Annotated in this window: 21 protein-coding genes; 15 read left to right on the top strand and 6 right to left on the bottom strand. The window is 66.3% G+C overall.

Annotated elements, in window-relative coordinates; translation table 11 throughout:
• Positions 1 to 41 precede the first annotated feature (41 nt).
• The gene (locus CXY78_RS10020; RefSeq protein ID WP_104089251.1) at positions 42 to 1,139 is read right to left on the bottom strand and encodes an alpha/beta fold hydrolase; all 1,098 of its coding nucleotides are present in this window, start codon (positions 1,137 to 1,139) and stop codon (positions 42 to 44) included.
• 194 nt (positions 1,140 to 1,333) lie between these two features.
• Here CXY78_RS10020 and CXY78_RS10015 point away from each other — a divergent pair, with 194 nt between their 5' ends.
• Complete coding sequence (locus tag CXY78_RS10015; protein ID WP_092341502.1) at positions 1,334 to 2,407, top strand: alkene reductase; 1,074 nt, start codon at positions 1,334 to 1,336, stop codon at positions 2,405 to 2,407.
• A 117-nt stretch (positions 2,408 to 2,524) separates the two neighbouring features.
• Here CXY78_RS10015 and CXY78_RS10010 read toward each other — a convergent pair whose 3' ends face one another.
• Complete coding sequence (locus tag CXY78_RS10010) at positions 2,525 to 3,724, bottom strand: aminotransferase class I/II-fold pyridoxal phosphate-dependent enzyme (protein WP_104089441.1); 1,200 nt, start codon at positions 3,722 to 3,724, stop codon at positions 2,525 to 2,527.
• A 147-nt stretch (positions 3,725 to 3,871) separates the two neighbouring features.
• Here CXY78_RS10010 and CXY78_RS10005 point away from each other — a divergent pair, with 147 nt between their 5' ends.
• The 5 genes from CXY78_RS10005 to CXY78_RS09985 all read left to right on the top strand — a co-directional run bounded on the left by CXY78_RS10005 (position 3,872) and on the right by CXY78_RS09985 (position 9,755).
• Complete coding sequence (locus CXY78_RS10005; RefSeq protein ID WP_092341501.1) at positions 3,872 to 5,563, top strand: S1C family serine protease; 1,692 nt, start codon at positions 3,872 to 3,874, stop codon at positions 5,561 to 5,563.
• A 139-nt stretch (positions 5,564 to 5,702) separates the two neighbouring features.
• Positions 5,703 to 6,758, top strand: a complete 1,056-nt coding sequence (locus CXY78_RS10000; RefSeq protein ID WP_369827299.1) for a glycosyltransferase family 2 protein — start codon at positions 5,703 to 5,705, stop codon at positions 6,756 to 6,758.
• A 4-nt stretch (positions 6,759 to 6,762) separates the two neighbouring features.
• Positions 6,763 to 7,587, top strand: a complete 825-nt coding sequence (locus tag CXY78_RS09995) for a CDP-alcohol phosphatidyltransferase family protein (protein ID WP_092341500.1) — start codon at positions 6,763 to 6,765, stop codon at positions 7,585 to 7,587.
• The gene (locus tag CXY78_RS09990; protein WP_104089249.1) at positions 7,574 to 8,461 is read left to right on the top strand and encodes a glycosyltransferase family 2 protein; all 888 of its coding nucleotides are present in this window, start codon (positions 7,574 to 7,576) and stop codon (positions 8,459 to 8,461) included. The genes CXY78_RS09995 and CXY78_RS09990 overlap by 14 nt, the downstream gene beginning before the upstream one ends.
• A 19-nt stretch (positions 8,462 to 8,480) precedes the next feature.
• Positions 8,481 to 9,755 carry a CDP-glycerol glycerophosphotransferase family protein gene (locus CXY78_RS09985; RefSeq protein WP_092341498.1) on the top strand — a complete coding sequence of 425 codons (1,275 nt, stop codon included), beginning with the start codon at positions 8,481 to 8,483 and terminating at the stop codon, positions 9,753 to 9,755.
• A 130-nt stretch (positions 9,756 to 9,885) separates the two neighbouring features.
• On the opposite strand, the gene CXY78_RS09980 is transcribed toward CXY78_RS09985, so the two are convergent.
• Positions 9,886 to 10,731, bottom strand: a complete 846-nt coding sequence (locus CXY78_RS09980; protein ID WP_369827292.1) for a hypothetical protein — start codon at positions 10,729 to 10,731, stop codon at positions 9,886 to 9,888.
• A gap of 150 nt (positions 10,732 to 10,881) precedes the next feature.
• Between CXY78_RS09980 and CXY78_RS09975 the strand changes: the two genes are divergently transcribed.
• On the top strand, positions 10,882 to 11,196 hold the full coding sequence (locus CXY78_RS09975; RefSeq protein ID WP_092341497.1) for a helix-turn-helix domain-containing protein: 315 nt from the start codon (positions 10,882 to 10,884) through the stop codon (positions 11,194 to 11,196).
• 2 nt (positions 11,197 to 11,198) lie between these two features.
• On the opposite strand, the gene CXY78_RS09970 is transcribed toward CXY78_RS09975, so the two are convergent.
• Positions 11,199 to 11,942: an ABC transporter ATP-binding protein gene (locus CXY78_RS09970; protein ID WP_174774971.1), complete on the bottom strand. Its 744-nt coding sequence runs from the start codon at positions 11,940 to 11,942 to the stop codon at positions 11,199 to 11,201.
• A 29-nt stretch (positions 11,943 to 11,971) separates the two neighbouring features.
• On the bottom strand, positions 11,972 to 12,772 hold the full coding sequence (locus CXY78_RS09965; protein ID WP_233197408.1) for an ABC transporter permease: 801 nt from the start codon (positions 12,770 to 12,772) through the stop codon (positions 11,972 to 11,974).
• Between the two features lie 177 nt (positions 12,773 to 12,949).
• On the opposite strand from CXY78_RS09965, the gene CXY78_RS09960 reads away from it, so the two are divergent.
• Positions 12,950 to 14,938, top strand: a complete 1,989-nt coding sequence (locus CXY78_RS09960; protein ID WP_092341495.1) for an aconitate hydratase — start codon at positions 12,950 to 12,952, stop codon at positions 14,936 to 14,938.
• Between the two features lie 45 nt (positions 14,939 to 14,983).
• Here the strand turns inward: CXY78_RS09960 and CXY78_RS09955 are convergent, their stop codons facing one another.
• A complete protein-coding gene (locus CXY78_RS09955; RefSeq protein ID WP_104089248.1) occupies positions 14,984 to 16,459 on the bottom strand; it encodes a hydroxymethylglutaryl-CoA synthase family protein in 1,476 nt (491 codons plus the stop codon).
• A 163-nt stretch (positions 16,460 to 16,622) separates the two neighbouring features.
• Between CXY78_RS09955 and mvaD the strand changes: the two genes are divergently transcribed.
• The 7 genes from mvaD (at position 16,623) to CXY78_RS09920 (ending at position 26,022) form a co-directional block, all read left to right on the top strand.
• Positions 16,623 to 17,615 carry a diphosphomevalonate decarboxylase gene (mvaD, locus tag CXY78_RS09950; RefSeq protein WP_104089246.1) on the top strand — a complete coding sequence of 331 codons (993 nt, stop codon included), beginning with the start codon at positions 16,623 to 16,625 and terminating at the stop codon, positions 17,613 to 17,615.
• A gap of 1 nt (position 17,616) precedes the next feature.
• Entirely contained in the window at positions 17,617 to 18,615 is a 999-nt protein-coding gene (locus tag CXY78_RS09945; protein ID WP_158253309.1) for a mevalonate kinase, read from the top strand.
• Positions 18,612 to 20,894, top strand: coding sequence for a hydroxymethylglutaryl-CoA reductase, degradative (locus tag CXY78_RS09940; protein ID WP_104089244.1), 2,283 nt, complete (start codon positions 18,612 to 18,614; stop codon positions 20,892 to 20,894). Before CXY78_RS09945 ends, CXY78_RS09940 begins: the two co-directional genes overlap by 4 nt.
• 127 nt (positions 20,895 to 21,021) lie before the next feature.
• Positions 21,022 to 22,674: an ABC transporter substrate-binding protein gene (locus tag CXY78_RS09935; RefSeq protein ID WP_104089242.1), complete on the top strand. Its 1,653-nt coding sequence runs from the start codon at positions 21,022 to 21,024 to the stop codon at positions 22,672 to 22,674.
• Entirely contained in the window at positions 22,671 to 23,639 is a 969-nt protein-coding gene (locus CXY78_RS09930) for an ABC transporter permease (protein ID WP_233206150.1), read from the top strand. The genes CXY78_RS09935 and CXY78_RS09930 overlap by 4 nt, the downstream gene beginning before the upstream one ends.
• Positions 23,636 to 24,496: an ABC transporter permease gene (locus CXY78_RS09925; RefSeq protein ID WP_233206149.1), complete on the top strand. Its 861-nt coding sequence runs from the start codon at positions 23,636 to 23,638 to the stop codon at positions 24,494 to 24,496. Before CXY78_RS09930 ends, CXY78_RS09925 begins: the two co-directional genes overlap by 4 nt.
• On the top strand, positions 24,493 to 26,022 hold the full coding sequence (locus CXY78_RS09920; protein WP_104089241.1) for an ABC transporter ATP-binding protein: 1,530 nt from the start codon (positions 24,493 to 24,495) through the stop codon (positions 26,020 to 26,022). Before CXY78_RS09925 ends, CXY78_RS09920 begins: the two co-directional genes overlap by 4 nt.
• The last annotated feature ends 68 nt before the right edge of the window (positions 26,023 to 26,090 follow it).

The following is a 26,090-nucleotide window of genomic DNA, read 5'->3' as shown; positions in this document are numbered from 1 at the left end:
GCTGATGACTGTCCTCCGTTTGGGGGGTAAATACAAGGTTTTCAGGAAGTGCCCAGCTGACTCGAAGTCGATACGATCGGTAGTGGGGCCGCGAATTCGAGCCGCAGCAGCACCTCGAGCGGGCGCTCGATCTGACCGAAATGCCCGGCGCTGGCGATCGTGCTGATCACGCACTGCGGCACGACCGAACGGAGCTTTCGGTCGTCCTGGGCCGTGACGAACACGTCTCGGTCGCCGTGCACGGAGCGCACCGGGCAGCTGATCTGCGCCCAGCTTGCGGAGGCGTCGTAGGCGCCGGCACGGGTCGCCGCCAGCACGAAACCGGCCGGCCGCATCTCGGCGCCGAGGGCGGCGACCACGCTGGCATCGACGGCTTGGCCGTACCGAAACAGTGGAGCCACCAGGAAGCGCAGCAGGCCGAAGCGCGTGACCGCCCGTACCAGGTCGCGGCCGAGCGGGCCAGCGAGCTGCAGCATCCGCATGGTCTGGAACAGCGCCGAGAAAGCAGGCAGCGCAAAGAACCGGCGAACTGGGTGCCGAACGCTGTCCTGGATCGAAAACGAGGTGGCCGAGACCAGGCCGACGGATGCCGTGGCGCGCGTTTCGCTCGCCGCCAGCGCCAGTGCGATGAACCCGCCCATGGAGTGACCCACAACGTTCCAGCGTTCGTAGCCGAGGGAGCGCGCCAGGTCGGCGACCAGTTCGGCCATCGACTCGAGGCCGAGCGTCGAACGGTCGGCCGGAAGTGGCGAGTCACCCCACCCCGGCAAGTCGGGGATGATGAGATCGGTCAGGTCGCGGGCGGTCGCATCGGCGGCCTGAAGCAGGGGTGTCCAGGTGGTCCATGATCCGGCGGCGCCGTGCAGCAGGATGGTCGCGGTCGTACTCGCGCTGCGGCGTCCGTGCCGTACCGTGACCGTTCCGCCCCTAAGCCGCATGGAACTCGTGGTGAGGCCGAAGTGGCGGGCATCCGAGTCGAGCGGGAACGGGCTGTAGCCCAGCACGGTGGCCGGTGGTGCCGGTTTTGGCCGGGCGGGAACGTGGGGGCCGGGGCGCGGACCGGGCTTCGGTGAGTCCAGAGCGCAGAGCGGTGACACGGCGTGGTTTCGGATCGCTGGTCGGGACATCAAGATGCTCATGGTGGTAGTTCGGTGCCGCAGACCAACCGGATTGCCCGCCTGGCCATCCAACTGCACGCGGCCGTCCAGCCAATTGACAGGCAGGAATATCGCGCGCCTGTGGCCCGTTGCTGCCTACGGGCACCCAGGATCCACCTAGTGCCCCCAACGAACGTGTCCGGTCTGATTGCCGGCTGATTGTGAAAGAAGTGCCCGTGAATCTCTTTTCTCCGCTGAACCTGGGCGACCTCGAACTCCCCAACCGTCTCGTCATGGCGCCGCTGACCCGCATCCGCTCCGGCCAGTCCGGTGTGCCCGGAGACCTGGTCGCCCTGCACTACACGCAGCGCGCCTCGCTCGGCCTGATCGTGAGTGAGGGCACCTACCCGAGCCACGCCGGCCAGGGCTTCCCCGGCCAGCCCGGGCTGGTCGAGCCGGAACAGTTGGCCGGCTGGAAAGCCGTCACCGACTCGGTGCACGCCGCCGGCGGTCGCATCGTCGCCCAGGTCATGCACGCCGGCCGGGTCACTCACGAGGCCACGAACGGCGGCTTCCCCGTCGTCGCGCCGAGCGCCATCGCCATCAATGGCACCACCCGCACCTACGACGGCAAGCAGGCTTACCCGGTGCCGCACGCGCTGACGGCCGAGGAACTGCCCGGCATCATCGCCGAGTTCGTGCTCGCCTCGCAGAACGCCATCGCGGCCGGATTCGACGGCGTTGAACTGCACGGCGCCAACGGCTACCTGCTGCACGAGTTCTTGTCACCGGCCTCCAACGTGCGCGACGACTCCTGGGGCGGTTCACCCGAACGACGCGCCAGGTTCGTCATCGATGTCGTGACCGCCGTCGCCGCGGCGATCGGCGCCGACAAGGTGGGCCTCCGCATCTCACCGGAACACAACATTCAGGACGCGCTCGAAACGGATGCCACCGACCTCGCGGCCACCTATGGTGCCCTCGTCGACGGTCTGGCTCCGCTCGGCCTGGCCTACCTCAGCGTGCTGCACGCCGACCCGCGCGGAGAATTCGTGCAGAACCTGCGCATCCGCTTCGGCGGCGTGTTCCTGGTCAACAGCGGATTCGGCGCCATCACCGCGCGCGACGAAGCCCTGGCCCTGGTGCGGGACGACGTGGCCGACGCTGTGGTCGTGGGGCGCGCCGCCATCGCGAACCCCGACCTGGTGCATCGCTGGCAGAACGACCTTCCCGTGAACGACCCCAACCCGCTCACCTACTACGCCGACGGTGCCGAGGGCTACACCGACTACCCCGCTCTAGCGTCGTAACCCCGCGTCACCCCCACTCATGCGCTGGGGTGCATAACTCCTGCAATTCCTATGCCGTCAGCGAAAGTTCCGTGTCATTGCGGCGTTCAGAACCCGGTGTCGCAGAAATTGCAGGAGTTATGAACGGGAGAGGGCCGCCAGCTGGGCCGAGGCCTGCTCGAGCAGGGGCTCCTTCTTGCAGTAAGCGAAACGCACCAGGGGCGCGTACTCGGCCCGGTTGCCGGGGGAGCAGAACGCGGCTATCGGCACCGCGACCACCCCGGCCAGCCCGGGCAGCTTTCGGCACAGCTCGGTGCCATCGGTGAAGCCGAGCGGTGTCGCATCCGCCACGATGAAATACGAGCCCTGCGGCACACTGATTTCAAAACCGGCCGCCCGCAAACCGGGCGCCAGCACATCACGTTTGGCCTTCATATCGGCGGCGATTCCATCGAAGTACGCATCGGGCAGGCCGAGCCCCACGGCGATCGCCGGCTGGAACGGCGCCGCGTTCACGTAGGTGAGAAACTGCTTGACCGCGAGAATCGCCGTGACGATGGCGGCCGGCGCACTCAGCCAGCCCACCTTCCAGCCGGTGAGGCTGAACGTCTTGCCGCCCGAGGAGATGGTGACCGTGCGTTCCCACGCTCCCGGCAGGGTCGCGATCGGGATGTGCGGCGCGCCAAAGGTCAGGTGTTCGTAGACCTCATCGGTGACGACGAGTGCGTTGTGCTGGTGGGCGAGCTCCACGATCAGCTCGAGCGTTTCGCGGGGAAAGACCGCTCCGGTGGGATTGTGCGGATCGTTCACGATGATCAGCCGGGTGCGGTCGGTGACCGCGTCCCGCAGCGCGTCCAGGTCCGGCTGAAAATCGGGGGCACGCAGCGGCACGGTGCGATGGATGCCTCCGCCCAAGCCGATCAGACCGCCATACGCGTCGTAAAAGGGCTCAAAGGTGACGACCTCGTCTCCGGGCTCGATCAGTGCCAGAATCGTCGCGGCGAGAGCCTCGGTCGCTCCCGCAGTCGCCAGGATTTCGCTTCCCGCGTCGAGAGTCAGTCCGTAGAACCGCTGCTGGTGCCGGGCGATCGCCTCGAGCAGAATCGGCTGGCCTCGGCCCGGCGGGTACTGGTTCACTCCGTCGCTGATCGCTTGGCGGGCCGCCTCGAGCACCACGGCCGGCCCGTCTTCATCAGGAAAGCCCTGTCCGAGGTTGATCGCACCGGTGCGCGCGGCGAGAGCGCTCATCTCGGCGAAGATGCTCGCCGCAACGCTGCCGTCCGCGGCGAGAAGTCCGGCACCTCTGGCTGTGCGTTGCCAGGCGCCGGAAATGGTCAGGGCTGGTTCGACCCGTGAAGAGTGCTGCATGGTTTCCAAACTATCGCCTCGGCAACGTCTCGGCTTGATCATTGAATGCTCTCAGTGTGTACATATCGAACGTTCAGGTTTGGGCGCAAAGCTGGCAACGCTTGGAAGGAGCACCCGATGACTGACAACACCAATGATTCCGGCACCACCCCCGACAGGTCCGATGATGCCGCCGCTTTTGAAGTGAATGATTCCGGCGAGGCTACCCCGCCCAGCACACCACCGACGGTGCCACCGACCGACGTACCGGCCGCGCCCTCGGCCCCTACTGCGCCGCCATCGAACGCCGTACCGGTCGTTGCAGCACCGAGCCAGCCGGCAGCATCCGTTTCACCGGAGCCCGTCGTGAACGCATCCGCCGAGAACCGGCCCGCAGACAACGTCCCCGCTGACAGCTCTCCCGCCGCCAACCAAACGGTTGCCTACCCCACGGATTCCGACCCGACGGATGCCTTCGGTCGCCCGATCGAGACCCCGACAGCGTCGTCCTCCGCCTACGCCCCGAACGCCGTACCCCAGGCCTATGCGACAGCAGACTCCTACCCGACGGATGCCTATCCCAGCCAGCCCTTCGCCGCTAAGACCAAGGAATCCGGTCGCCGCAAGGGTAGTGTCGCGCTGATCGCGGCCCTCGCCATTGGTGCGCTCGTCGGCGGTTCGTCCGGCGCCGGCATTACCGCCCTCATGATGAACGGCCAGAACAACGGTGTACCCGTCAGCCAGGCCTCCGGCCCGAGCAACGTCGTGGTGAACAACACCAAGAGCGTCAACCAGATCACCGCCGTCGCGGCCAAGGCCTCGCCGAGCGTCGTGACCATCGACGTGTCCAGCAGTTCAGCGGGCGGAACCGGCTCCGGCGTCATTCTCACCGACGACGGCTACGTGCTCACCAACACCCACGTGGTCACCCTCGACGGCGCAGCTTCCGATGTGAAAATCGAGGTCAAGAGCAACGACGGCAAGCTCTACGCCGCGACCCTGGTCGGCACCGACCCCATTTCCGACCTCGCCGTGATCAAACTGACCGACGCGAGCGGTCTCACTCCCATGACCTGGGGCGATTCCTCCGAGCTCAACGTCGGTGACAGCGCCATCGCCATCGGCGCCCCGCTCGGCCTCTCCGGCACGGTCACCGACGGCATCGTCAGCGCTTTGAATCGCAGCATCACCGTCGCGAGCTCGGCCGCCCCCACCTCGCCAGACACCACAACGCCCGACGAAGGCCAAAGCCAGAACCCGTTCTTCTTCGACTTTCCGAACCAGGACGGCACCCCGTCGCAGGGCTCGCAGGCCGCCACCGCCAGCATTGCGCTCCCGGTGATTCAAACGGATGCCGCCATCAACCCCGGCAACTCCGGCGGCGCGTTGCTCAACGGCAGCGGTGAACTGGTCGGCATCAACGTGGCCATAGCGAGCGCCGGCAGCACCACCTCCTCGTCGGCCGCCGGCAGCATCGGCGTCGGGTTCTCCATCCCGTCGAACTTCGCCAAGCGCATCTCCGACGAGATCATCGCCAACGGAAAGGCCACCCACGGCCTGCTCGGTGCGAGCGTGAAGGACGCGTCCAGTTCGACCAGCAGCACGGTTGGTGCGCTCATCAGCGAGGTCACCTCCGGTGGCGCCGCTGCCAAGGCCGGTCTGGCCGCCGACGATGTCATCACCAACTTCAACGGTGTGCCGATCACGGACTCGATCGACCTCACCGCGCAGGTGCGGGTGCTCCCGGCCGGCGGCAGCGCCGATCTCACCTACGTGCGGGACGGCAAGTCGATCACCGTCTCGGTCACGGTCGGCGAGCTCTCAAGCTAACCGCTCGCTTCTGTTCCTTCCCACATCGCGTCGCCGGCTCGCCGGCGGCGCGATGTGTTTGTCAGTGGGTGCGTACCACCGGGCGCACGGCCATTTCGTGGGCTGGTAGGCTCGATCGTCCTACCCAATAACCGGAAAGCTGGCCAGCCAGGTGCACCAACGTGGTACGGGTCTTCTTCCCGGGGTGTCGTATGTGATGCCCGTTCTCAACGAGGCGACGCACGTGCGAGCCGCCGTCGAAAGTCTGCTCGCCCAGGACTACCAGGGAACGTTCGAAGTCACTCTGGCGCTCGGACCGAGCATTGACGGCACGACCGAACTGGTCGAGGAAATGGCCGCCGTTGACGCGCGCATTCGGGTCGTAGCCAACGAGGTCGGATCAACTCCGGCCGGCCTGAACATCGCCATCCGTGCCTCCCAGTACGCGGTGGTCATCCGCGTCGACGCGCACTCCGTGCTGCCTCCTGAGTACGCCCGCATCGCCGTCGAGACCCTCGTACGTACCGGAGCAGACAATGTCGGCGGCATCATGGATGCCCGCGGCATCAGCGCATTCGAGCGCGCAGTGGCCCGCGCTTACGGCACCCGGATCGGGCTCGGTGGCACACCGCATCACGTTGGCGGGGCGGAAGGCGTCGCCGAAACGGTGTACCTCGGCTGCTTTCGCACCGAGAGCATCCTGAACGTCGGCCTGTTCGACGAGGGCGTCAAACGGGGCCAGGACTGGGACCTGAACCGTCGCCTCCGCGAAGCAGGCGGCACGGTTTGGTTCACCCCGAAACTGCGTGTGCTCTATCGCCCGCGGCCGACCCTGGCCCAGCTGGCCCGGCAGATGCTCTCGACCGGGCTCTGGCGCGGTGAGCTGGCCAGGCGGTATCCGGCGGCCAACGGCATCCGCTATTTCGTGCCGCCGGCGATGGTGCTGGGAGTGGCACTCGGACTGCTCCTGGGCATCGTCGGCGTGGTGCAGGCCGCCCTCGGTGCGGCGCCGTGGCTGCTGCTGGGCCTGATCGTTCCCGCCGGGTATCTGCTCATCGTGGTCGCTGCGACGCTCGCAGTTGCCCGGCCGGACGGATTTCGTGCGTCCCTCAATTTTCTCGTAGTCTTACCCTGCATTCACTTCTGCTGGGGGATCGGGTTCGTGCTCGGTTACCTGAAACTCACCAGCAATATCACGGCACACACGGGAAGGTGAGCAGATGACCAGTTCGCCGAATATCGCCCGCGACCCCGCTGTCAGGCCGGAGTCGATCGCGCATCTGCGCGCTGTCGCCCAGCCGCCGGAGGTGCGCCTGCGCGCCAACGCTGAGCACTGGACGGCGAGCCTATACCTGCGCGACCTGTCGCCGTACCTCACCTGGATGCTGCTGAAGACGCGTATCTCCGCTAACGGTGTGACCGCGCTGATGATCCTGGCCGGCTGGTCGACCGCTGCGGCCCTGCTGATCCCCGGAATCTGGGGGGCGCTACTCGCTCTCGCACTCAGCCAGGTGCAGATGCTCATCGACTGCTGCGACGGCGAGGTGGCGAGGTGGCGCGGTACTTCCTCGCCGGCCGGGGTGTTCCTGGACAAGGTTGGGCACTACTCCACCGAGTCGCTCATTCCCATCGCGCTTGGCATTCGGGCGGCCGCCTACCCGTTCGAATCGCCCGACGACTTTCTCTGGACCAGCCTGGCGCTGCTGCTCGCCCTGATCATCGTGCTGAACAAGGCGCTCAACGACATGGTGCACGTCGCCCGCTCCAATGCCGGCCTGACCAAGCTCGCCGATACCCACGGTGAGAAGACGCCCACCTCGAGCCTGATCGCCCGGGTGCGCCGGCTGGCCCGCTTCGTACCATTCCACCGGCTGTACCACTCGGTCGAACTGACCATGGTGATCTTCGCCGCGGCCGTGATCGGGTTGTTCGTCGGGCAGCCGCTCGTCGACCGGGCCGTGCTGGCCGTTCTGGTTCCCCTCGCTTTCTTGTCACTCATCGGGCATTTCGTAGCCATCATGGCGTCCAAACGTGTCCGTTCCTAACGAGGCCGTCCCGACGGTCGGTGTTGTCGTGCTCACGCAGGGCACCCGTCCGGTCGACCTCGACCGGGGCATCCGCTCGGTGCTGGCACAGCAGGGCGTGACGCTCGACGTGGTCTGTGTCGGCAACGGCTGGCAGCCGACCGAGCTGCCGGCCGGCGTGCAGACGCTCGGGCTCCCCAGCAACCTCGGCATTCCGGCCGGCCGCAACCGGGGGGTGTCGCGCGTCACCGGCGAGTACCTGTTTTTTCTCGACGACGATGCCAGCATTCCCGACCCGAATTTTCTGATCGAGGCGATCGGCAAGCTGCGCTCCGACCCGACGATCGGGCTGCTGCAGCCCCGCGTCGAAGACCCGGCCGGAATCGAATCGCCGCGGCGGTGGATTCCCCGCATCCGTAAGGGTGAAGCGACCACGCCCGGACCGGTGTTCTCGGTCTGGGAGGGGGCTGTGCTGCTGCCGCGCGCGGTTTTCGACGCGACCGGCGGCTGGGCCGAACCGTTTTTCTACGCCCATGAAGGAATTGAACTGGCCTGGCGGGTCTGGGACCAGGGCCGGGTCGCCTGGTATGCCGGCGACCTGGTCGCCAACCACCCGGTGATACTGCCCACCAGGCACGCCGACTACTACCGGCTGAACGCCCGCAACCGGGTCTGGCTGGCCCGCCGCAATCTGCCCGCCCTGTTGGTACCTCTGTACGTGGGCTCGTGGACGGCCATTCAGGTGCTGCGCTGGGCGCCCCGCAACCGGCCGGCGCTGCGCGCCTGGTTCGGCGGCTGGTGCGAAGGGTGGCAGAGCGATCCGGGGCCGCGGCATCCGCTCCGAGCCCGCACGGTCTGGCGGATGACCCGCGCCGGACGCCCGCCGATCATTTAACGGAAGGTAGTCTTGTTCGGTGGTAATTCGGAAAGACGTCAGGCGTGCAGTCAAACTGTTCAAGGATGTTGTGGCCTCCCGCAAGGCCCAACACAGACTCCAGGGTCCGCTGAAGGCGCGCGAGCTGCGCGAAGATAATCACTTCAAGATCGCCGTTTACTTTGCCGACGGGCCGGTCAACATGTACCAGATGCGGCAGTGGTACCAGCCGCTCGCCACACTCGCCAAGACCTGGCCGGTGCTCCTGCTCAGCCGTACCGGTGGCGGCACCCTCAAGCTCATGGATGAGTCACCGGTTCCCGTTGCCTATGTGCGCACGGTTCCACAGCTCGAGCAGATTGTGGCCGAGCAGGACATTCGCATCGTGTTCTACGTCAACCAGAACCCGCGCAACTTCCAGATGATGCGCTACGGGCGCTGCTGGCACGTTTTCATCAACCACGGTGAGAGCGACAAGATGTACATGATCACCAATCAGTTCAAGGCTTACGACTATTCCTTCGTCGCCGGGGACGCGGCTCTCGCCCGCCTGGACCGCGTGCTCTGGGACTACGACTTCGACAAGCGCGCCATCAAGATCGGGCGACCCCAGGCCGACTACTTCAGTGGTGAACTGCCGTACACGCCAGATGAACGCCAGGTCGTGCTGTACGCCCCCACCTGGGAGGGCGACCGGGGCGCTGCCGCCTACGGGTCAGTCGCGACCCACGGGGTCGCCCTGGTCACCGCCCTGTTGGCTACCGGCACCCACCGGGTCATCTACCGGCCGCACCCGCGCAGCGGTGTCGTCGACCACACCTACGGTGCCGCCAACAAGAGCATCATCGCCGCCATCGCTTCGGCCAACGCCCGCAACCCGCACGCGCAGCACGTCTACGACGCGGGCCCTGACCTCGGCTGGCAACTGGCCGCAGCGGATGTCGCCATCGTCGACATCTCCGCCATGGTCTACGACCGACTCGCCACCGGTAAGCCGCTCATCATCACCCGTCCGGTGAACCCGACGGCCGTGATCGACACCAGCGGGTATCTCTCGGACTGCGAGTGGTTGCACGCCGAGAACGCCGCCGGCATCGCGGCTGCCGTCGAACGGCTCACGCACGATGAGGCTGTGGTGGAACGCCTGCAGGGGTGGGTGCAGCGCTACTTCGGCGACACCACGCCGGGCGTCGCGACGGAGCGACTGCACGCGGCCGTTGCGCACCTGATGGAGGAGTGGGATCGGTTCGCGGCCGTGCACGACGCTGATATCGCGATTGTGCCCGATCCGGCGTCGATTCCCGACGCCGAGTAGTGAAGCGACGCGGCCAGGTGCTGCACGCGCGGTCCTCTGCTGCACGCGCGGTCCTCTGCTGCACGCGCGCGTGGCAGGCCGGCAGCGCGAGCATCCGCTCACAGCGCGTGCAGCAGTCGGGCGCGCGACGCTACGTGGCTGAGGGATCCGTCGGCCACGAAGCGGATGCCGGCGGCGCGGTCGGCACGGCGGCCACCGACCTGCCCCGTCGCGTTTCGCGTACCGTGATCTCGCGCACCCGGGGCTCCAGATCCGGCTGAAAACCGGCCGGTGCCGGGCCGAAGGCGAGGCGTGAGGCGTGCATGACCTTGTTGCCCAGAATGTGGTTTCCGGCACCGCCGATCACGGCTCCGATGCCAAACGGCAGGGCCTTGCCGAGCAGGCTGGCGCTGCCGCGGGTGGCGAACTGGCGCAGAAAAGCACTCTTGAGCCGGTCGGTCAGCGGGCCGAGTATTGCGCGGGGCAGGCTGTTGGTGATGAGCTCACCCCAGTAGGTGTTTCGTGCGGTTCCCGCGCCGGTCACCTGCCCGGCGAGCTGCCGCACCAGATCGCTGCCCTCACGGCCGAGCATCATGGTCATGACGAGGGCGCGGGCTCGCTCCGGGTCTTCGACCGCGATGCCGTGTACCTCGCTCACCGACTGGGTGAACAGCGCGGTCGCCTCGAGAAAGCCGGCGGTCTCCACTCCAGACAGGGCGAGCGTGATGCCGGTGCCGACGCCGGGGATGACCGCGGTGGCGCCCACAGCCGCGCCGCCGGCCGTGACGGCTGCCAGATAGCGTTTTTCCAGAATGCGCACGATCTGCTCGGGGGAGGCGTAGGGATTGCGCCGTCGGATGCTGCGAATATGGGCGAGCACAACCGGTCGGTGAACGGCCAGAACCCGATCGAAGCCCCTGACGAACCCGTTCGGCAGCGCGCCGCCCTGTGGAGTACCGCCGGTCGACGACAGCATCGGTGTGCTCTTCCTGGCCATTGCTCGCTCTCCTCGGTTGCGTCTCGTTGAGTGTACGTGGTGCAGAGGGGCGCGCGTTGGACGCGCGGGCGGGCGCCGAACTACAAATACTATGTTTCGCCAAATGTCCACCCGCTAGTCAAGAGTCCTCTGTGCCACTACAACTGAGGAATGCTTGAGCCCAAATCAGAAGCCTCCCGACTGCTCGGCCTCCGCCTGCGGGAGCGCCGCCTGGCGCTCGGGCTCAATCAGGAGTCCGTCGCTCTGCTCGCCGGACTCAACGTTTCGAATTACGCCCGCATCGACCGGGGTCACGGCAACCCGACGATGTACACTCTTATTCGGCTGGCGGCCGTGCTGCAACTCGAATTGAGTGAGCTCGTGACCGGTCTAGCAGTTGAGCAGCTACCGCCGACTCGCGACGCCTACATCGCGATCGACTTTCGTCGTTCCCAGGAAGCTCTCGCGACTCGGCGACTTGGGTAGGGTCAGGCTGCCGGCTTGACGCCGTAGTCGGTGTTATAGCGTGCGAGCACGTCGGTGATCGGCCCGTCGAGCACCAAGTCCCCCTTGTCGAGGTAGAGACCGCGGGTGCAAAATCGCCGCAGATCGCGTTCATTGTGCGAGACGATGAACAGGGTGCGACCACCCGCGAGAAGTTCTTCGATGCGGCGATAGCATTTCTCCCGAAAAGCCTTGTCGCCCACGGCCAACACCTCGTCGACCAGCAGAATGGGTTCTTCGAGCCGGGAGATCACCGCGAAGGCGATGCGCACCTTCATCCCGCTCGACAAATGCTTGTACGGGGTGTCGATGAAATCGGCGATCTCGGCGAATTCGATGATCTCGTCAAAGCGTGCGGCGATCTGCTTGCGGGTCATGCCGTGCAGGCCCGCGGTCAGATACACGTTGTCGCGCACGCTGAGGTCGTCGACAAACCCGCCGGTGATTTCGATCAGCGGCGCGACGCCCTCGATCACGTGCACCGTACCCGTGTCGGGCAGCACAACGCCGGTGACGAGTTTGAGCAGGGTGGACTTGCCCTGCCCGTTACGCCCGACGACACCGATGGCTTCGCCCGGTTGCACGCTGAAGGTGACGTGCTGCAGGGCCCAGAATTCGCCCGGCCGGCTGCGGCGTTTGCTGGCGCCGAAGAGATCCTTGAAATTGCGACGTCCGCGCCGATTCCTGCGAAAGCGGATGCCGACATCCTGTAGCGAGATCACCGGCATTCCTGGAATGGGCGCTTTCCCCTGGGCCACTAGATCTCCTTCAAAACGGCGCGTTCGGTGCGGCGAAAGACCAGGAGTCCGAGCCCGAGAAAGAGGAGGGACAGACCTGCGCTGATCGCGACCGCGAACCAGTCGAGTTGCTCGGGAAAGAACGCTGCCCGGTAGAGGCTGAAGATGCCGTTCAACGGGTTGAAGGCGGCCCAGAAGTGCAGTTCGGGCGGCAGGTCCGTGGTGCTGTAGATGATGGGGGAGGCGTAGAACAGAAAACGCAAAATGAGTTTGACGGCCCGCTCCAGGTCGCGAAAGAACACCACGAGCGGGGCGACCAGCAGGCCGACACCCGCGGTCAGGGCGGCCTGAATCAGAATGGCGAGGGGAAAGAACAGCGCGTCGGCGTTCAGCTCGGCGCCGTACAGAATGGCAAACAGGGCAAGCACCGGAATCGAGGCGAGAAACTCGATGCCTTTGGAGAGTACGAGGCGGTTCACCCAGATGGTGCGGGGGATGCGGGTGGAACGGATGAGCTTTGCCTCGCGCAGAAAAGCGCGGGTGCAGTCCGAGACGGCGCCGTTGAACCACATCCAGGGCAGCAGGGCGGCCAGCAGGAACACGATGTACGGGTCGGTGCCGACGTTTTTGTCAAACACCTGAGTGAAGACGAACCAGTAGATGCCGGCCATCACGAGCGGATCGAGAATGGACCAGAAGTAGCCGAGCACCGAGGTGGAGTAGCGCACGCGCAGGTCGCGCTCGGTCAGCAACCACAGCGAATGCCGATACCGTGCGATCGGCGTGCGCTGTTCTGGGCGCACCTGGGCATAACTACTCACGTGATCTATCGTATGGGAGCCTGACTTGGTCCCTTGCCAGCCGGCCCTTACTGGTCTCTTGCTCACACGCCCTCAAACGCTGGTCGTTAATCCCGCATTCGCGTAGATTGAGACTCTGCGCACAACGTCGATGCGTGATTGTCGACACCGGACCCGCACACGAGCAAGGGAGTCAATATGGCCTACAACGTCGCTCAGAAACTGATCGCCTCGCACTTGGTAGTGGGGGAGATGGTTCCCGGCACCGAAATCGGCCTGCGAATCGACCAGACCCTGACCCAGGATGCGACCGGTACCCTGGTCATGCTCGAACTGGAGGCACTCGGTCTCGACTATGCCCGCACGGAAGTGTCGGTGCAATACGTGGACCACAACCTGCTGCAGGCCGACAGCAAAAATGCCGAAGACCACGACTTTCTGCGATCCGCCTGCCAACGCTTCGGCATCTGGTTCTCCAAAGCCGGTAACGGGGTATCGCACCCGACGCACATGCAGCGCTTCGGCATCCCCGGCAAGACCATGGTCGGTTCGGACAGCCACACCCCGGCGGCCGGCTCGCTCGGCATGCTCGCCATCGGCGTCGGCGGCACCGAAGTGGCGCTCGCCATCGCCGGCGAACCGCTCTACATTCGCATGCCCCAAATTTGGGGCGTGCGCCTGACCGGGCAGCTGCCGCCGTGGACGAGCGCCAAGGACGTCATTCTCGAAATGCTCCGTCGCCACGGTGTGAAGGGCGGCGTCAACCGCATCGTCGAGTATTACGGACCGGGGCTGGCCACCCTGACCGCCATGGATCGGCACGTGATCGCGAACATGGGTGCCGAACTCGGCGCGACCTCGACAGTGTTCCCGGCCGATGACCAGGTGCGCACATTCTTACGCGCCGAGGCGCGCGAGGACGACTTCGTGGAATTACTCGCCGATGCTGATGCGACCTACGACGTGACCGAGGAGATAGACCTGGCCTCGATCGTTCCCCTGATCGCCCTGCCCAGTTCGCCGGGCAACGTCGTTCCGGTCAGCGAAGTCGCTGGCCGACCGGTCGAGCAAGTGGTGATCGGGTCATCCGCTAACCCAGGTCTGCGAGACTTCGCGATCGTCGCGGCGATCACCAAGGGGCGGCAGTCGTTCCCCGGGCTGTCGCTCGACGTCAACCCAAGCTCCCGCCAGATTTTGCAGGACTTGACCAAGATGGGCGCCACCCTCGATCTCATCGGGGCCGGTGCGCGGTTGCACCAGTCTGGCTGCATGGGGTGCATCGGAATGGGACAGGCCCCGGCCAACGGCAGCATCAGCCTGCGCACCATGCCGCGCAACTTCCCAGGCCGCTCGGGCACGCAAGAAGACTCGGTTTACCTCTGCTCCCCAGAGACCGGGGCTGCAGCCGCGCTGACCGGAAAAATCACCGACCCGAGAGATCTCGCTGACCTGTTTAACATGGACTATCCGTCGATCACCCTGCCGGAGTTCTCCAGCGTCAACCTGACTATGCTGGAGGCGCCGCTGCCCGCTGCGGAATCGCTCACCGTCGCGCTCGTCAAGGGCGAAAACATTTCGTCGCTGCCCGTCTTCGGTCCGCTCGCCGAACGCATCGAGGCTCCCGTTGCCCTGATTGTCGGCGATGATATTTCAACGGATGAGATTCTTCCGGCCGGTGCGCGTGTCTTGCCGTTTCGCAGCAACGTTCCCAAGCTCGCCGAATTCACCTTTGATCAGGTCGACCCTACCTACCCAACCCGCGCCGCACTCACCCGGGACACGACCGGTCACATGATCGTCGCTGGGGCGAACTACGGGCAAGGGTCTTCTCGCGAGCACGCAGCGATCACCCCGCGATTCCTCGGGCTGCGGGTTGTGCTGGCGGTTTCGTTTGCGCGTATCCACTGGCAGAATCTGGCGAACTTCGGCGCGCTCGCGCTGCAATTCACGGATGCCGCCGATCACGACCGCATTGGCCAGGGCGACGTGCTGGTGCTCGACGGTATTCGCGAGGCTCTCACCAACGGCACCGAGATTATCGTTCGCAACACCACCCGCGATGAGACTTATTCCGTGCGGCACGAGCTTTCGACCCGCCAGATTGAGATGCTCCTGGTCGGCGGCCTCATTCCGTGGCTGCGTGCCCGGCACGCGCAGGGCGAGCCCGCGATCGGCACGACCGAGTAGGAGCGAGAGGCAGAACGCGGTCGGCGCAGGTCTGCCCCGTTTGGTTCATTCGGCGCTGCCGACGACGTAGCGGTAGTACTCGACGCCCTCATCGAAGAAGTCCGGCCCATTCGACGTGCCGACGTGATCGATCACGAACTCATCGCGGGCGGGCGGGGCGATATTTTCGATGCGGCGTCCCTCGTGCACATCGATGTATTGCGCTTCGTTCAGATCGATCGCGCCAACCAAGGCTGACTCAAAATTGATTCGCCTGGCCGCTTCTTGCCAGCCGGCGACAACGCGCAGTGGCAGCGCCTCCGCAGCGTCGCCACTGCCGTAGCCGAGGGCCAACCAGTTCTGATCGGTCAGCTCGATGCGATCGGTCAGGGCCTGCTGCAGGCCAGCGGCGAGCCAGGCCGGAAGAGCAGCGGTGTAAAGATTACCGAGGTCGCGCATGGCTTCGGAGCCCAGCCTGAGCTTGTCCTCGACGAGCGTGTCCCAGAGCGGGGTTTTGCGCAGCTGGTTGCGCACCTTGCGGGCCAGGGGAAAAACGTCGCCGGTGTTTTCGGCGAGATCGGCGCCGTTCCCGTGAAACGGTGATGGCGCGAGCAGCTCCTCGAGGAGCAGATCGGCATCGACACGGGCGTCGGCAGCGAGTGCGCGCAACTGGTCATGGCCGTCGTCATCATGAGCCAGAGCGAACAGGAAGGCCATGACCCACCCGGTCGTTGGCATCTGGTGGTACGGGCGGTGCATGAAAACCGCGTCGATGTCGTGAAAATAGTCGAGGCTTCGGCCGGGGCGTTTCTCCAGCATGGCCGTCATGGCGTGGTGGGTGGCATCGATGTAGCAGCTGGTGGAATAGTGTCCGTTGAACATGGGCAGATCCTGCACCTGTCCGTCATCGCGCGCCGGCTGATTGCGAAAACGGGCAAACGGCTTGCGAAAATCGGCCACGCGGTAGTCGGAGTCGCTGCCGGCTGCGGCGAGGTCCACTTCGAGCAGGCGCGCGTCGCTCTCCAGCAGCATCGCGACCGCGCCGGCACCCTGCGTGGGCTCTCCGCTGCCGCCGCGCGCGTACTCCGCAATATCGGCGCACACCACGATGGCCTGGCGACCGCGGCCATCCGTTGCCAGATAGCGCAGCGCAGCTTTCACGCCGTAGACGCCGCCCAGGCAGGCCTGTTTGAATTCGGGCACTTCGCAGTCCCGAGCCAACTGAGGCAGGCCGGCCGCGGCCAGGGCCTCATTGACCATGCCCTTGACGATGACCGCGCCGGCAGAATTGTCGGTGCTCGACTCGGTGCCGAGCGCGAGCAGCCCGACCTGGGACGGGTCGATGTCGTAGTCCCGAATCAGGCGCCACACCGCATTGGCGGCAAAGGTGTACACGCTCTGCGCGGGGGCGCGCATGCGAAAACTGCGGCCGACCACCGAGCGGAATTTCTCCCACGGCTGGTCATTCCAGGCACACCACGCTTCGAGCTGCACGCGATACGGCGGGAGATAGAGGGAAAAACCACTTATTCCAGGAGCCAACTGAGTCTACTTAACTTTTCAGGTGCTTGCTTGACCGCACCGGGTCGTGAACACACCGTCATTTTAGTCGGCGAAGCTGCGAGTAGTCCGGCGCGGGCTGGTTCGGCCGGATGCCGTCGGGGCTCCCGGCTAAAATAGAGGCAGAACCGATCGGAGCAGCCCTGTGTCACAGACCCTCGAGGCCGGCGCTACGGCGCGCGCCCGCGCACATAGCAATATCGCGCTGGTCAAATATTGGGGCAAGAACGATGTCGTTCTCAATACCCCAGCGGTCGGATCGATTTCCGTCACCCTCGAAGCCCTCTTCACTGATACCCGGGTGACCTTTCGTTCGGGTCTCGCTGCCGATGAATTCTGGCTGAGCGGATGCCGGCAGGAGGCCACCAAGGTCGCCCCCGTTCTCGATCTCGTGCGTCAGGCCCGAGGAACGCACCTGTTCGCCGTCGTGGAGTCCGCGAACAATTTTCCGACCGGAGCCGGGCTGGCCTCGTCGGCATCCGGTTTCGCCGCTCTCGCCGTCGCTGCCAGTGGCGCTGCCGGGCTCACGCTCACCGACCGGCAACTGTCGATTCTGGCCAGGCACGGCTCCGGTTCGGCCGCCCGTTCCATCTTCGGGGGCTACGCCCAGATGCATGCCGGCAGCGCCGCTGACGGCTCGGATTCCTACGCCGTGCAGCTGCTGACCGGCGCGGACTGGCCGCTCGCCGTGGTTGTCGTCATTACCGAGCTGGGTGCGAAAACGATCACCTCCACCGTCGGAATGGGGGCTAGCGCTGCCAGTTCACCGTTCTATCCGGCCTGGCTGGCGACGGCCCCCGGTGATCTCGCTGATATGCGGGCCGCGATCGCCGCCCGCGACTTCGTGCGGCTGGGCGAACTCTCCGAGTACAACTGCCTCAAGCTGCACGCCCTGATGCTGACCACCCGGCCGGCGCTGATCTATTGGAACGCCGCGACGGTCGCGGCGATGCACGCCGTTCGGGATCTGCGCGCGTCCGGCGTGCCGGCCTACTTCACCATCGACGCCGGGCCGCAGCTGAAGGTGCTCTGCCTACCCGGGGATGTGCCCCTGGTTCAGGAGGCGCTGTCGAACGTTGCCGGAGTGCACGAGGTACGCCCGAGTGCTCTCGGCCCGAGCGCCTACCGGTTGGACTGACGTGGCATCCTTTTCGTCGTCGGCACCCGGAAAATTGTTTCTGCTTGGGGAGTATGCCGTCTTGCACGGGGCGCCGGCGCTGCTGGCAGCCGTCGATCGTCGGGTGACCGTTACCGTCATACCTGCCGGGTCGTGGCGGCTGCACGCCCCCAGCGTGGGCATCCAGCATCTCGACCTCGATGAGGAAGGTCGCCTTCCCGCCACCCTCGACGCGCATACCCGTTCGACCCTGCGCCTGTTCGACGCGGTGCGTGTGGCGGTGCGGGCGTGTACAGCCGGCTCTGGCCCGTTCGAGATCAGCATGGACAGCTCGTCATTCGTGCGCGATGGCCATAAATTGGGGCTCGGATCAAGCGCCGCGGTGGCCAGCGCGCTCACTGCGGCCCTGGCAGAGGCCTCCGGGCTTCACCTCGATCGGGAGGCGCTGTTCACTCTGGCTCATTCGGCCCATCGGGCCGCGCAACACGGCACGGGCAGCGGCGGGGATGTCGCCGCGAGCGTGTACGGCGGTCTGCTCTCCTACACCGTCGAGACTCCGCCCGTGCAGATGCAGTGGCCCAGCGACCTCAGCCTTGTGGCCGTGATTACCGGTGCTGGCTCGGCGACGACCGATCTGGTCGGTCGGGTCAACGATTTTGCCGTGCAGAATCCGGCGCAGCACGACCAGGACCTGGCGCGCCTGATCCGCCTCGCCCACTCGGCGCACTCAGCGCTCGCCGACCGCGACGGTTTTCTGCGCCTGGTCGATGACTACTTCACGGCGCTGGCCCTGCTCGACGCCCACGCCCAGGCCGGCATCGTGACCGAGCGCCACCTTGAGCTACGCGCGGTGGCCGAGCGTGCTGGCGGCGTGTTCAAGACCTCCGGCGCCGGCGGCGGCGACGTCGGGCTCGCCTTCAGCGCGAGCGGCGCGCCCGCCGAACGCCTCGAAAGTGCGCTGGCCGACGCCGGGGCATCCGTTGTGCCGTTGGAATTCGGCGCGCCAGGGGCCCGGTTATGACCGGCTCCCGCATCGCGAAGTTCTATCAGCTGTCGGTGCAGAAACGACTGGATTTGTTGCACAAACGCGGCACGTTGAACGATGCCGACTATGCCATGTTGCAGCCGGGTACCGGGCTGCTCGACGCCGAAACTGCTGACCGACTGACCGAAAACGTGATCGGCGTGTTTTCCCTGCCGATGGGGCTCGGGCTCAATTTTCAGATCAACGGTCGCGACTACCTGATTCCCATGGTGGTGGAGGAACCGTCCATCGTGGCGGCGGTCAGTTCCACCGCGCTTCTGGTGCGCCAAAACGGCGGTTTTACCAGCACGGCCGATGAGCCGCTTCTAATCGGCCAGGTGCAGGTCGTTGACGTCGCCGACCCGGCGTTGGCGCGTCTAGCTCTGCTCGCGCAGACGGAACAAATTCTGCGGCTCGCCAACAGCGGCCACGCGAAGATGGTCGCCCGCGGCGGCGGCGCGCGCGGTGTCGAGGTGTATTTGCGGGGAGCGACGGCGCAGAACGGTGAGCTGCTGGTCGTGCACCTGCTGGTCGACACCCGCGATGCGATGGGGGCGAATCTCGTCAACTCAATGTGCGAGAGCATTGCGCCCCTGGTCGAGCGAATCAGCACGGGGCGGGTGTTCCTGCGCATTCTCTCGAACCTGACTGATCGTGCCCTCGTGCGTGCCCGCGCGGTCATCCCGCAGGCAGCGCTGGCCACCGGGGAGTACTCCGGTGACCGCGTTCGTGACGGCATCATTCTGGCTGCCGAATTCGCCGAGCTGGATCCCTACCGGGCTACCACCCACAACAAGGGCATCATGAACGGCATCGACGCCGTCGCGATCGCGACCGGCAACGACTGGCGAGCCATCGAAGCGGCCGCCCACGCCTATGCCGCTCGCGGTGAGCACTACGCGCCGTTGTCGACCTGGCGGGCGAACTCGGCTGGTGACCTGGTCGGCGAGCTGACGATGCCGCTCAAGGTGGGCACGGTCGGCGGGCAGGTGGAATCAAACCCGGCCGTGCGAATCGCCCACAGCATCCTGAGAATCGGGTCGGCGCGCGAACTGACCGAGGTCATGGCGGCGACGGGGCTGGCCCAAAACCTGGCCGCGCTCAAAGCGCTCTCCACCACGGGAATCCAACACGGGCACATGCGCTTGCACGCCCGGGCGGTCGCGGTGGCCGCCGGCACCAGCCCGGCGCGCTTCGATGAGGTTGTGGAGCAGCTCGTCGTCGGCGGCGAGATCAAGGTGTGGAAGGCGCGGCAAATTCTGGCAGACCTTGAAGCCCCGCCGCTGGCCGCCAGCGCCCCCGCCGCCGTAGTAACAGCCATGCCCCCCACGCGTGCACCGCAGGGTGCGGCCGGGCACGTCGGTTACGGCAAGATCATCCTGCTCGGGGAACACTCCGTGGTGTACGGTCGGCGGGCCATCGCCGCGCCCATCGGCCTCACGGTGCGCGCCGAGGTCGGGCGCGGTACGCCTGGGCAGGCGCCGATCATCACCGACTGGGACGCGGATGGTTCGGTGCAGGAACCGATCAGCGTCGACGTCTCACACCGGGTCGCCACGTTGATCGCCGCACGTCTGGGTTTGCCGCAATCCGGCGTGCGGGTCGACGTGTTTTCTGAGCTGCCGCGAGCGAGCGGTCTAGGGGCGTCGGCCGCGTTCGCCGTCGCTCTCATCCGGGCGACCGCTGAGTGCTTCTCCATTCGGCTCAGCGACGAGCAAGTGTCGAGTCTGGCATTTGAGTGCGAAAAGATCGTGCACGGCACACCGTCCGGCATCGACAACACCGTTGCCACGTTCGGCCGGCCGATTCTTTTTCAAAAAACGGATGCTCCGAGTGGTCACGAAATCCGCGACATCGTCACACCGAATCCGATTCCGATCGTGATCGGTCTCACCGGTATGCACGCCCTGACCTCGCACACCGTGGCCGCCGTGCGCGCGGCGTGGCAGCAGCGCCCCGCGCGTTACGATGCGATCTTCGATCAGATCGACTCCCTGGTCGGGGAGGGGGCCGCCGCCCTGCGCCGGGGCGACACTGTCGAACTGGGCGAGCTGATGAACATCAACCAGGGCCTGCTCAATGCCCTGCAAGTCTCGAGTCCCGAGCTCGAGCAGATGGTCGCCATCGCCCGCCGGGCCGGTGCCCTCGGTGCCAAGCTGACCGGCGGAGGCGGAGGCGGCGCGATGATCGCCGTGGCTGGGTCCGCTGGCGCCGAACCGATCCGTGCCGCCTTGCGCGGGGCCGGTTACACCACCTACCTGACCGAGATTCGGTAGATAGTTGGTGACGGTCATTTGCTGTCGCTGTTAAATTAGGACATGCTTACGTCATGTTAATAGCCCACCGCTAGGCGGAGTCAACATGCGTCACCGTTCGACCAGTATCTGAGAAGAGACCCCACCTATGCGCACTCGCGCACATTCAACATCCCGACTTCGCGCCGCCGCCGCCGTCATTGCCGCCATCGCTCTGGTTTCCGGATGCGCTGCCACCTCCCCGAATGCCCCCGCCAACGCGAACACGCTGACCTACGCCATCAACGGCGGCACGCTCAGCGGCGGCAAGATGGACATCCACTCGTCGGCGTTCCAGGCCACCGCCCTGGTGATGCGCAACTCCTTCGACTCCCTCGTCTATGAGAAAGCCGACGGCTCGTTCGTGCCATGGCTCGCCACGTCCTGGCAGATCTCGGACGACGGCCTGCACTACACGTTCGATCTGCGGGGCGATGTCACGTTCCACGACGGCGAACCCTTCAACGCCGAGGCCGTCAAGGCTAATTTCGAGCACGTCGTCGCCCCAGAGACGGCGTCAGCGGATGCTGCCAGTCTGATCGGGTACGCCGAAACCGGCGGCTTCTACGCTGGCACCGAGGTCATCGACGAATTCACCGTTCGGGTGAACTTCAGCCAGCCGTACGCGCCATTCCTGCAGGCGGTGAGCACCGCCAAGCTTGGCTTCTACTCGCCGGCCACTCTGCGGGACAACGCGGCGCAGCTTTCGGCCGGTGGACCGGGCATTTCGGTGGGAACCGGACCTTACGTGCTGAGCGAATATACGCCAGACCAGAGCATCGTCTTCACCGCAAATGAAAACTACGACTGGGCGCCGGACGGCAGCTCCCATCAGGGCGCGCCCGCCATCGACACGCTCGAGTTCCGCATCCTTCCCGAATCCTCGGTGCGCACGGGCGCCCTCACGAGCGGCCAGGCGCAGATCGCCAGCGACATCACTACGAACACAGTCAGCCAGATCGGCGACGACTTCTCCATCCAGAACGTGACGATGCCTGGCCTGCCGTACACCCTGTTCCTGAACGAGGCGCACGGCGTCTTCGCCGACGAGAACGTGCGCCGTGCCTTCGCGCTCGGGGTCGACATCGGTCCGGCCGTCGAGACCATCTACCAGGGACAAGCGGAGCGCGCCTGGAGCATCCTCTCCCCGGCCACGCCCAACTCCTACGACCCGAGCCTCGAAGACAGCTGGGCGTTCGACCCAGACCAGGCCAATGCGCTGCTTGATGCGTCCGGCTGGACCGAGCGCGACTCCGAGGGCTACCGCACCAAAGGTGGAGCCCGACTGAGCGCCCAGTGGCTCGCCTACACCCCGGTCTCCGACGCCAACGCAAGCCTCGGCGACGTGGTGCAGTCTGACCTGCGCGACATCGGGTTCGAAATCGTGCGCGACAACCGTGAGATCGCCCAATACTACGAGGCCTTCGACGCACGCGACTATGACCTGTCCGACTGGAGTTTCCCCAGCGTCGACGCCGACGTCCTGCGCGCCCACCTGCACAGCGGCGGCTATAAGAACGGCTCGTCTACGGCCGACCCGGTCGTCGACCAGCTGCTCGACGACGCCATCGCCACGAGCGATCCGACCGAACGCGAAGCGCTCTACCAGCAGCTGCAGCAGTGGAACGCGACCCATGTGGTCATGGTGCCGATCACGGTACCCACCGCCATCACCGCCTACATCAAGACCATCGAGAACCTGAGCTTCGATCTGTACGGGCAGCCGCTCTTCTACGAGGCGTCCCTCACGACCGCGCCGTGACCGCGCACCGCGAGGGCCGTGCGCGTCGATCCGGCCGACCGGGCGCCCGCCTGGCCGGCCGGATCGGCGGCATGATCCTCGTGGTGTGGGGCGCCGCCACCGTGGGCTTCTTCTCGCTGCGGTTGATCCCCGGCGACCCGGTGAACGTGCTCGTGGGGCTCGGCAATGTGTCGCAGCGAGTGCGCGACCAGATCCGAGCAGACTGGGGCCTCGTCGACCCGCTTCTCCTGCAGTATTTCCACTACCTCGGCCGCCTGCTGCAGGGTGACCTCGGCACGTCGTATCGCATGCAGCAACCCGTCGCCGCGGTGATCGGCCAGCAACTCGCGCCGACGATGCAACTGATGGGCCTCGCCATCTCGTTCGCCGTGCTGCTCGCGTTCGGGTCGGCGCTGCTCGGCCGCGGCAGGCGCACCGGCCCGGTGGCTGGCCTGCTCGAGCTCGTGGCGGTGTCCTCGCCCACGTTTTGGATCGGCCTGGTGCTGATTGGTGTTTTCGGCTTCGGACTGGGTTGGTTCCCCGTGGTCGCCACCGCCGGGTTCGGCGCGCTCGTGCTGCCCGCCGTGACCCTCGCCATTCCGGTGGCCGGCATTCTCAGCCAGGTGTTGCGCCAGGGCCTCGACGACGCGGCCGCTCTGCCCTTCGTCGACACCGTGCGCGCCCGTGGAGCGAGCCAGACCCGCCTCGTGCTGCGGCATACCCTGCGCCACGCCGCAGCGAACAGCGTCACCCTCACGGGTTACATCGTCGGTTCCTTGCTCGGCGGTTCGGTGCTGGTAGAGACCGTCTTCGCCCGTCCCGGACTCGGACGCGTGGCCCTGAACGCCAACGTCAATCGGGATGTGCCTGTGGTGCTGGGCATTATTGTGCTCGCCGCAGTGTCGTTCTCGTTGGTCAACCTGCTGGTCGACTTCGTGGCCGACCGTCTCGACCCGCGCCTGGCGACCGAGCAGGCCTACGCGTGAGCATTCTCGCCGCCGCGCGCTCCCGAACCGCCCGCACCCGACGCGTGACCCGGATGCCCACACCGGCCCTCTGGGTGGCCGCCGGCTTCCTACTGCTCCTCTTGCTGTCCGCATTGTTTCCTCGGTTGTTCACCGGGGCTGATGCCGTGCGCACGGACATCGATGCTGCGCTGCTGGCGCCCGGCCCTGGGCATCCGTTTGGAACCGACCAGGCCGGCCGCGACGTGTTCGCACGTGTCATCTATGGCTCGCGCTACTCGCTGGCGATCGGCTTCGGGGCTACCCTGATTGCCCTCCTGGCGGGCCTGGTGATCGGCTCTCTGGCCGGGCTGATGCGCCCGGTCGGCGACGGTGTATTGAGCCGGGCGATCGAGATCGTGATGGCGTTTCCGGAATTTCTGCTAGCGCTGATCGTGATAGCGATCATCGGGCCGGGGGAGTCGAGTCTGCTGATCGCGGTCGCCATCGCGGTGATTCCGTCGTATGCCCGCGTCGCCCGGGTACAGACCCTGGTGGTGAAGCGGGCCGGCTACGTGGAGGCCGTCCGCACACTCGGGGTGTCGCCGGCGGTCACCGTGCTGCGGCACGTGGTGCCGAACACGCTCGGGCCGTTGCTCGTGATGGCCACGATGGGAATCGGCACAGCCATCACGGCCGCCGCCGGCCTCAGTTTTCTCGGCCTCGGACCGAAGCCGCCCATACCGGAGTGGGGGCTCATTCTCTCCGAGGGACGCAACTTTCTTGCTACAGCCTGGTGGATCGCTGTGTTCCCTGGACTCGTGATCACCGCGACCGTGGTCTCGACGAGCGTTCTCGGACGGCACCTGCAGGCCAGCGCGGCGGGGCGGCAACGATGAGCGTCGTGAGTGTGCGCAACCTGCGCGTCGTCGTGCCGGGCGGGGCCGCCGTGGTCGATGGGGTGTCGTTTCGCATCGAGGCTGGGCAGTGCCTCGGCATCGTGGGGGAGTCCGGTGCCGGTAAGACCCTGACCGCGCGTAGCCTGATCGGGCTCGCCGGCACCGGGGTCACCGCTGACGAACTGACGGTGGCCGGCGTCGACGCCCGCGCCCTCTCCCCTCAAGGCTGGCGGGGCCTCCGCGGGGCGCGGGTCGGGCTCGTGAGCCAGGACGCTCTGGTCTCTCTCGACCCGCTGCGCCGAGTGGGCGCCGAGGTGGCCGAACCGCTCGAGGTGCACGAACCGCAGCTCGGCCGTGTCGACCGTTCTCGCCGCGTGCTGCAGCTGCTCCGGCAGGTGGCCATGCCCGATCCGGCCCGGCGTGCCCGGCAGTACCCGCACGAGCTCTCCGGCGGGCTGCGCCAGCGCGCGCTTATCGCCGCGGCACTGGCGGCATCGCCGTCGCTGCTGATCGCCGACGAACCCACGACAGCTCTCGACGCGACGGTGCAGGCGCAGGTCGTGCGACTGCTGCGTGAGCTGAAGGAATCTGGCCTCACCCTGTTGCTGATCAGCCATGACCTGTCGATCATCTGCCAGCTGGCCGACCAGGTGGCGGTCATGAAGGACGGCCGATTCGTGGAAGTGCAGGCCGCGGACGCCCTGTTTGCCGCGCCGCAGCATCCGTATACTCGTCAGTTGCTGGCCGCTGCCGCGCTGGGCACGGCCACGGCGCCGAAGCCGGGCCCCGTGGTGCTCGCCGCACACGACCTCGCCAAGGCATACGGAACGCTGACGGCCGTCGACGGGGTCTCGTTCGAACTGCGAGCCGGCCACACCGTGGGCATCGTGGGCGAATCAGGCTCGGGAAAGAGCACCGTGGCACGGATGCTGCTGGGCACGCAGTCGCCCGACCACGGTTCGGTGCTGCTGCACGGCGAGCCCTGGAGCGGCCTGCCGGAATCCCAGCGCCGGGCCCGGCGGGGATGTCTCCAGATCATTCACCAGGACTCGCTGAGCGCCTTCGACCCGCGGGCGACGGTGCTGCAGATTCTGTCGGAGGCTATCGCTCTCGACGGGATTCCGCGCCGGTGGCGCACGGCTCGGGCGGTGGAATTGCTCGCGCAGGTGGCGTTGGCGACAGGGCTGCTTGGCCGGCGCGCGCACGAGCTCTCCGGCGGGCAGCGGCAGCGCGTGGCGATCGCCAGGGCGCTCGCACGGCGGCCGAGCATCCTGGTGTGCGACGAGCCGGTCTCGGCGCTCGACGCGCAGGTTCAATCCCAGGTGCTCGCGCTGCTGGCCTCTCTCCAGGAATCCACCGGACTCGCCATGGTGTTCATCTCGCACGACATCGCCGTGGTTCGGGCACTGAGCCACGAGATCCTCGTGATGAAGGAGGGCGTTGTTGTGGAGCAGGGGCCGGCGGTCGATGTCTTTGCGGCGCCGCAGCATCCGTTCACCCGCGAGCTGCTCGCCGCCCACGGGTAAAACCGGCGTTTCTGCGGTGACCCGGCGCTCGCGGCACGTGTTTGCGACCGCGGCACTGGTTGGAACGC

The sequence above is a fragment of the Cryobacterium sp. N19 genome (assembly GCF_002929595.1).
Classification (GTDB): Bacteria; Actinomycetota; Actinomycetes; order Actinomycetales; family Microbacteriaceae; genus Cryobacterium; species Cryobacterium flavum.
This window is presented reverse-complemented; position numbering and strand designations above follow the sequence as displayed.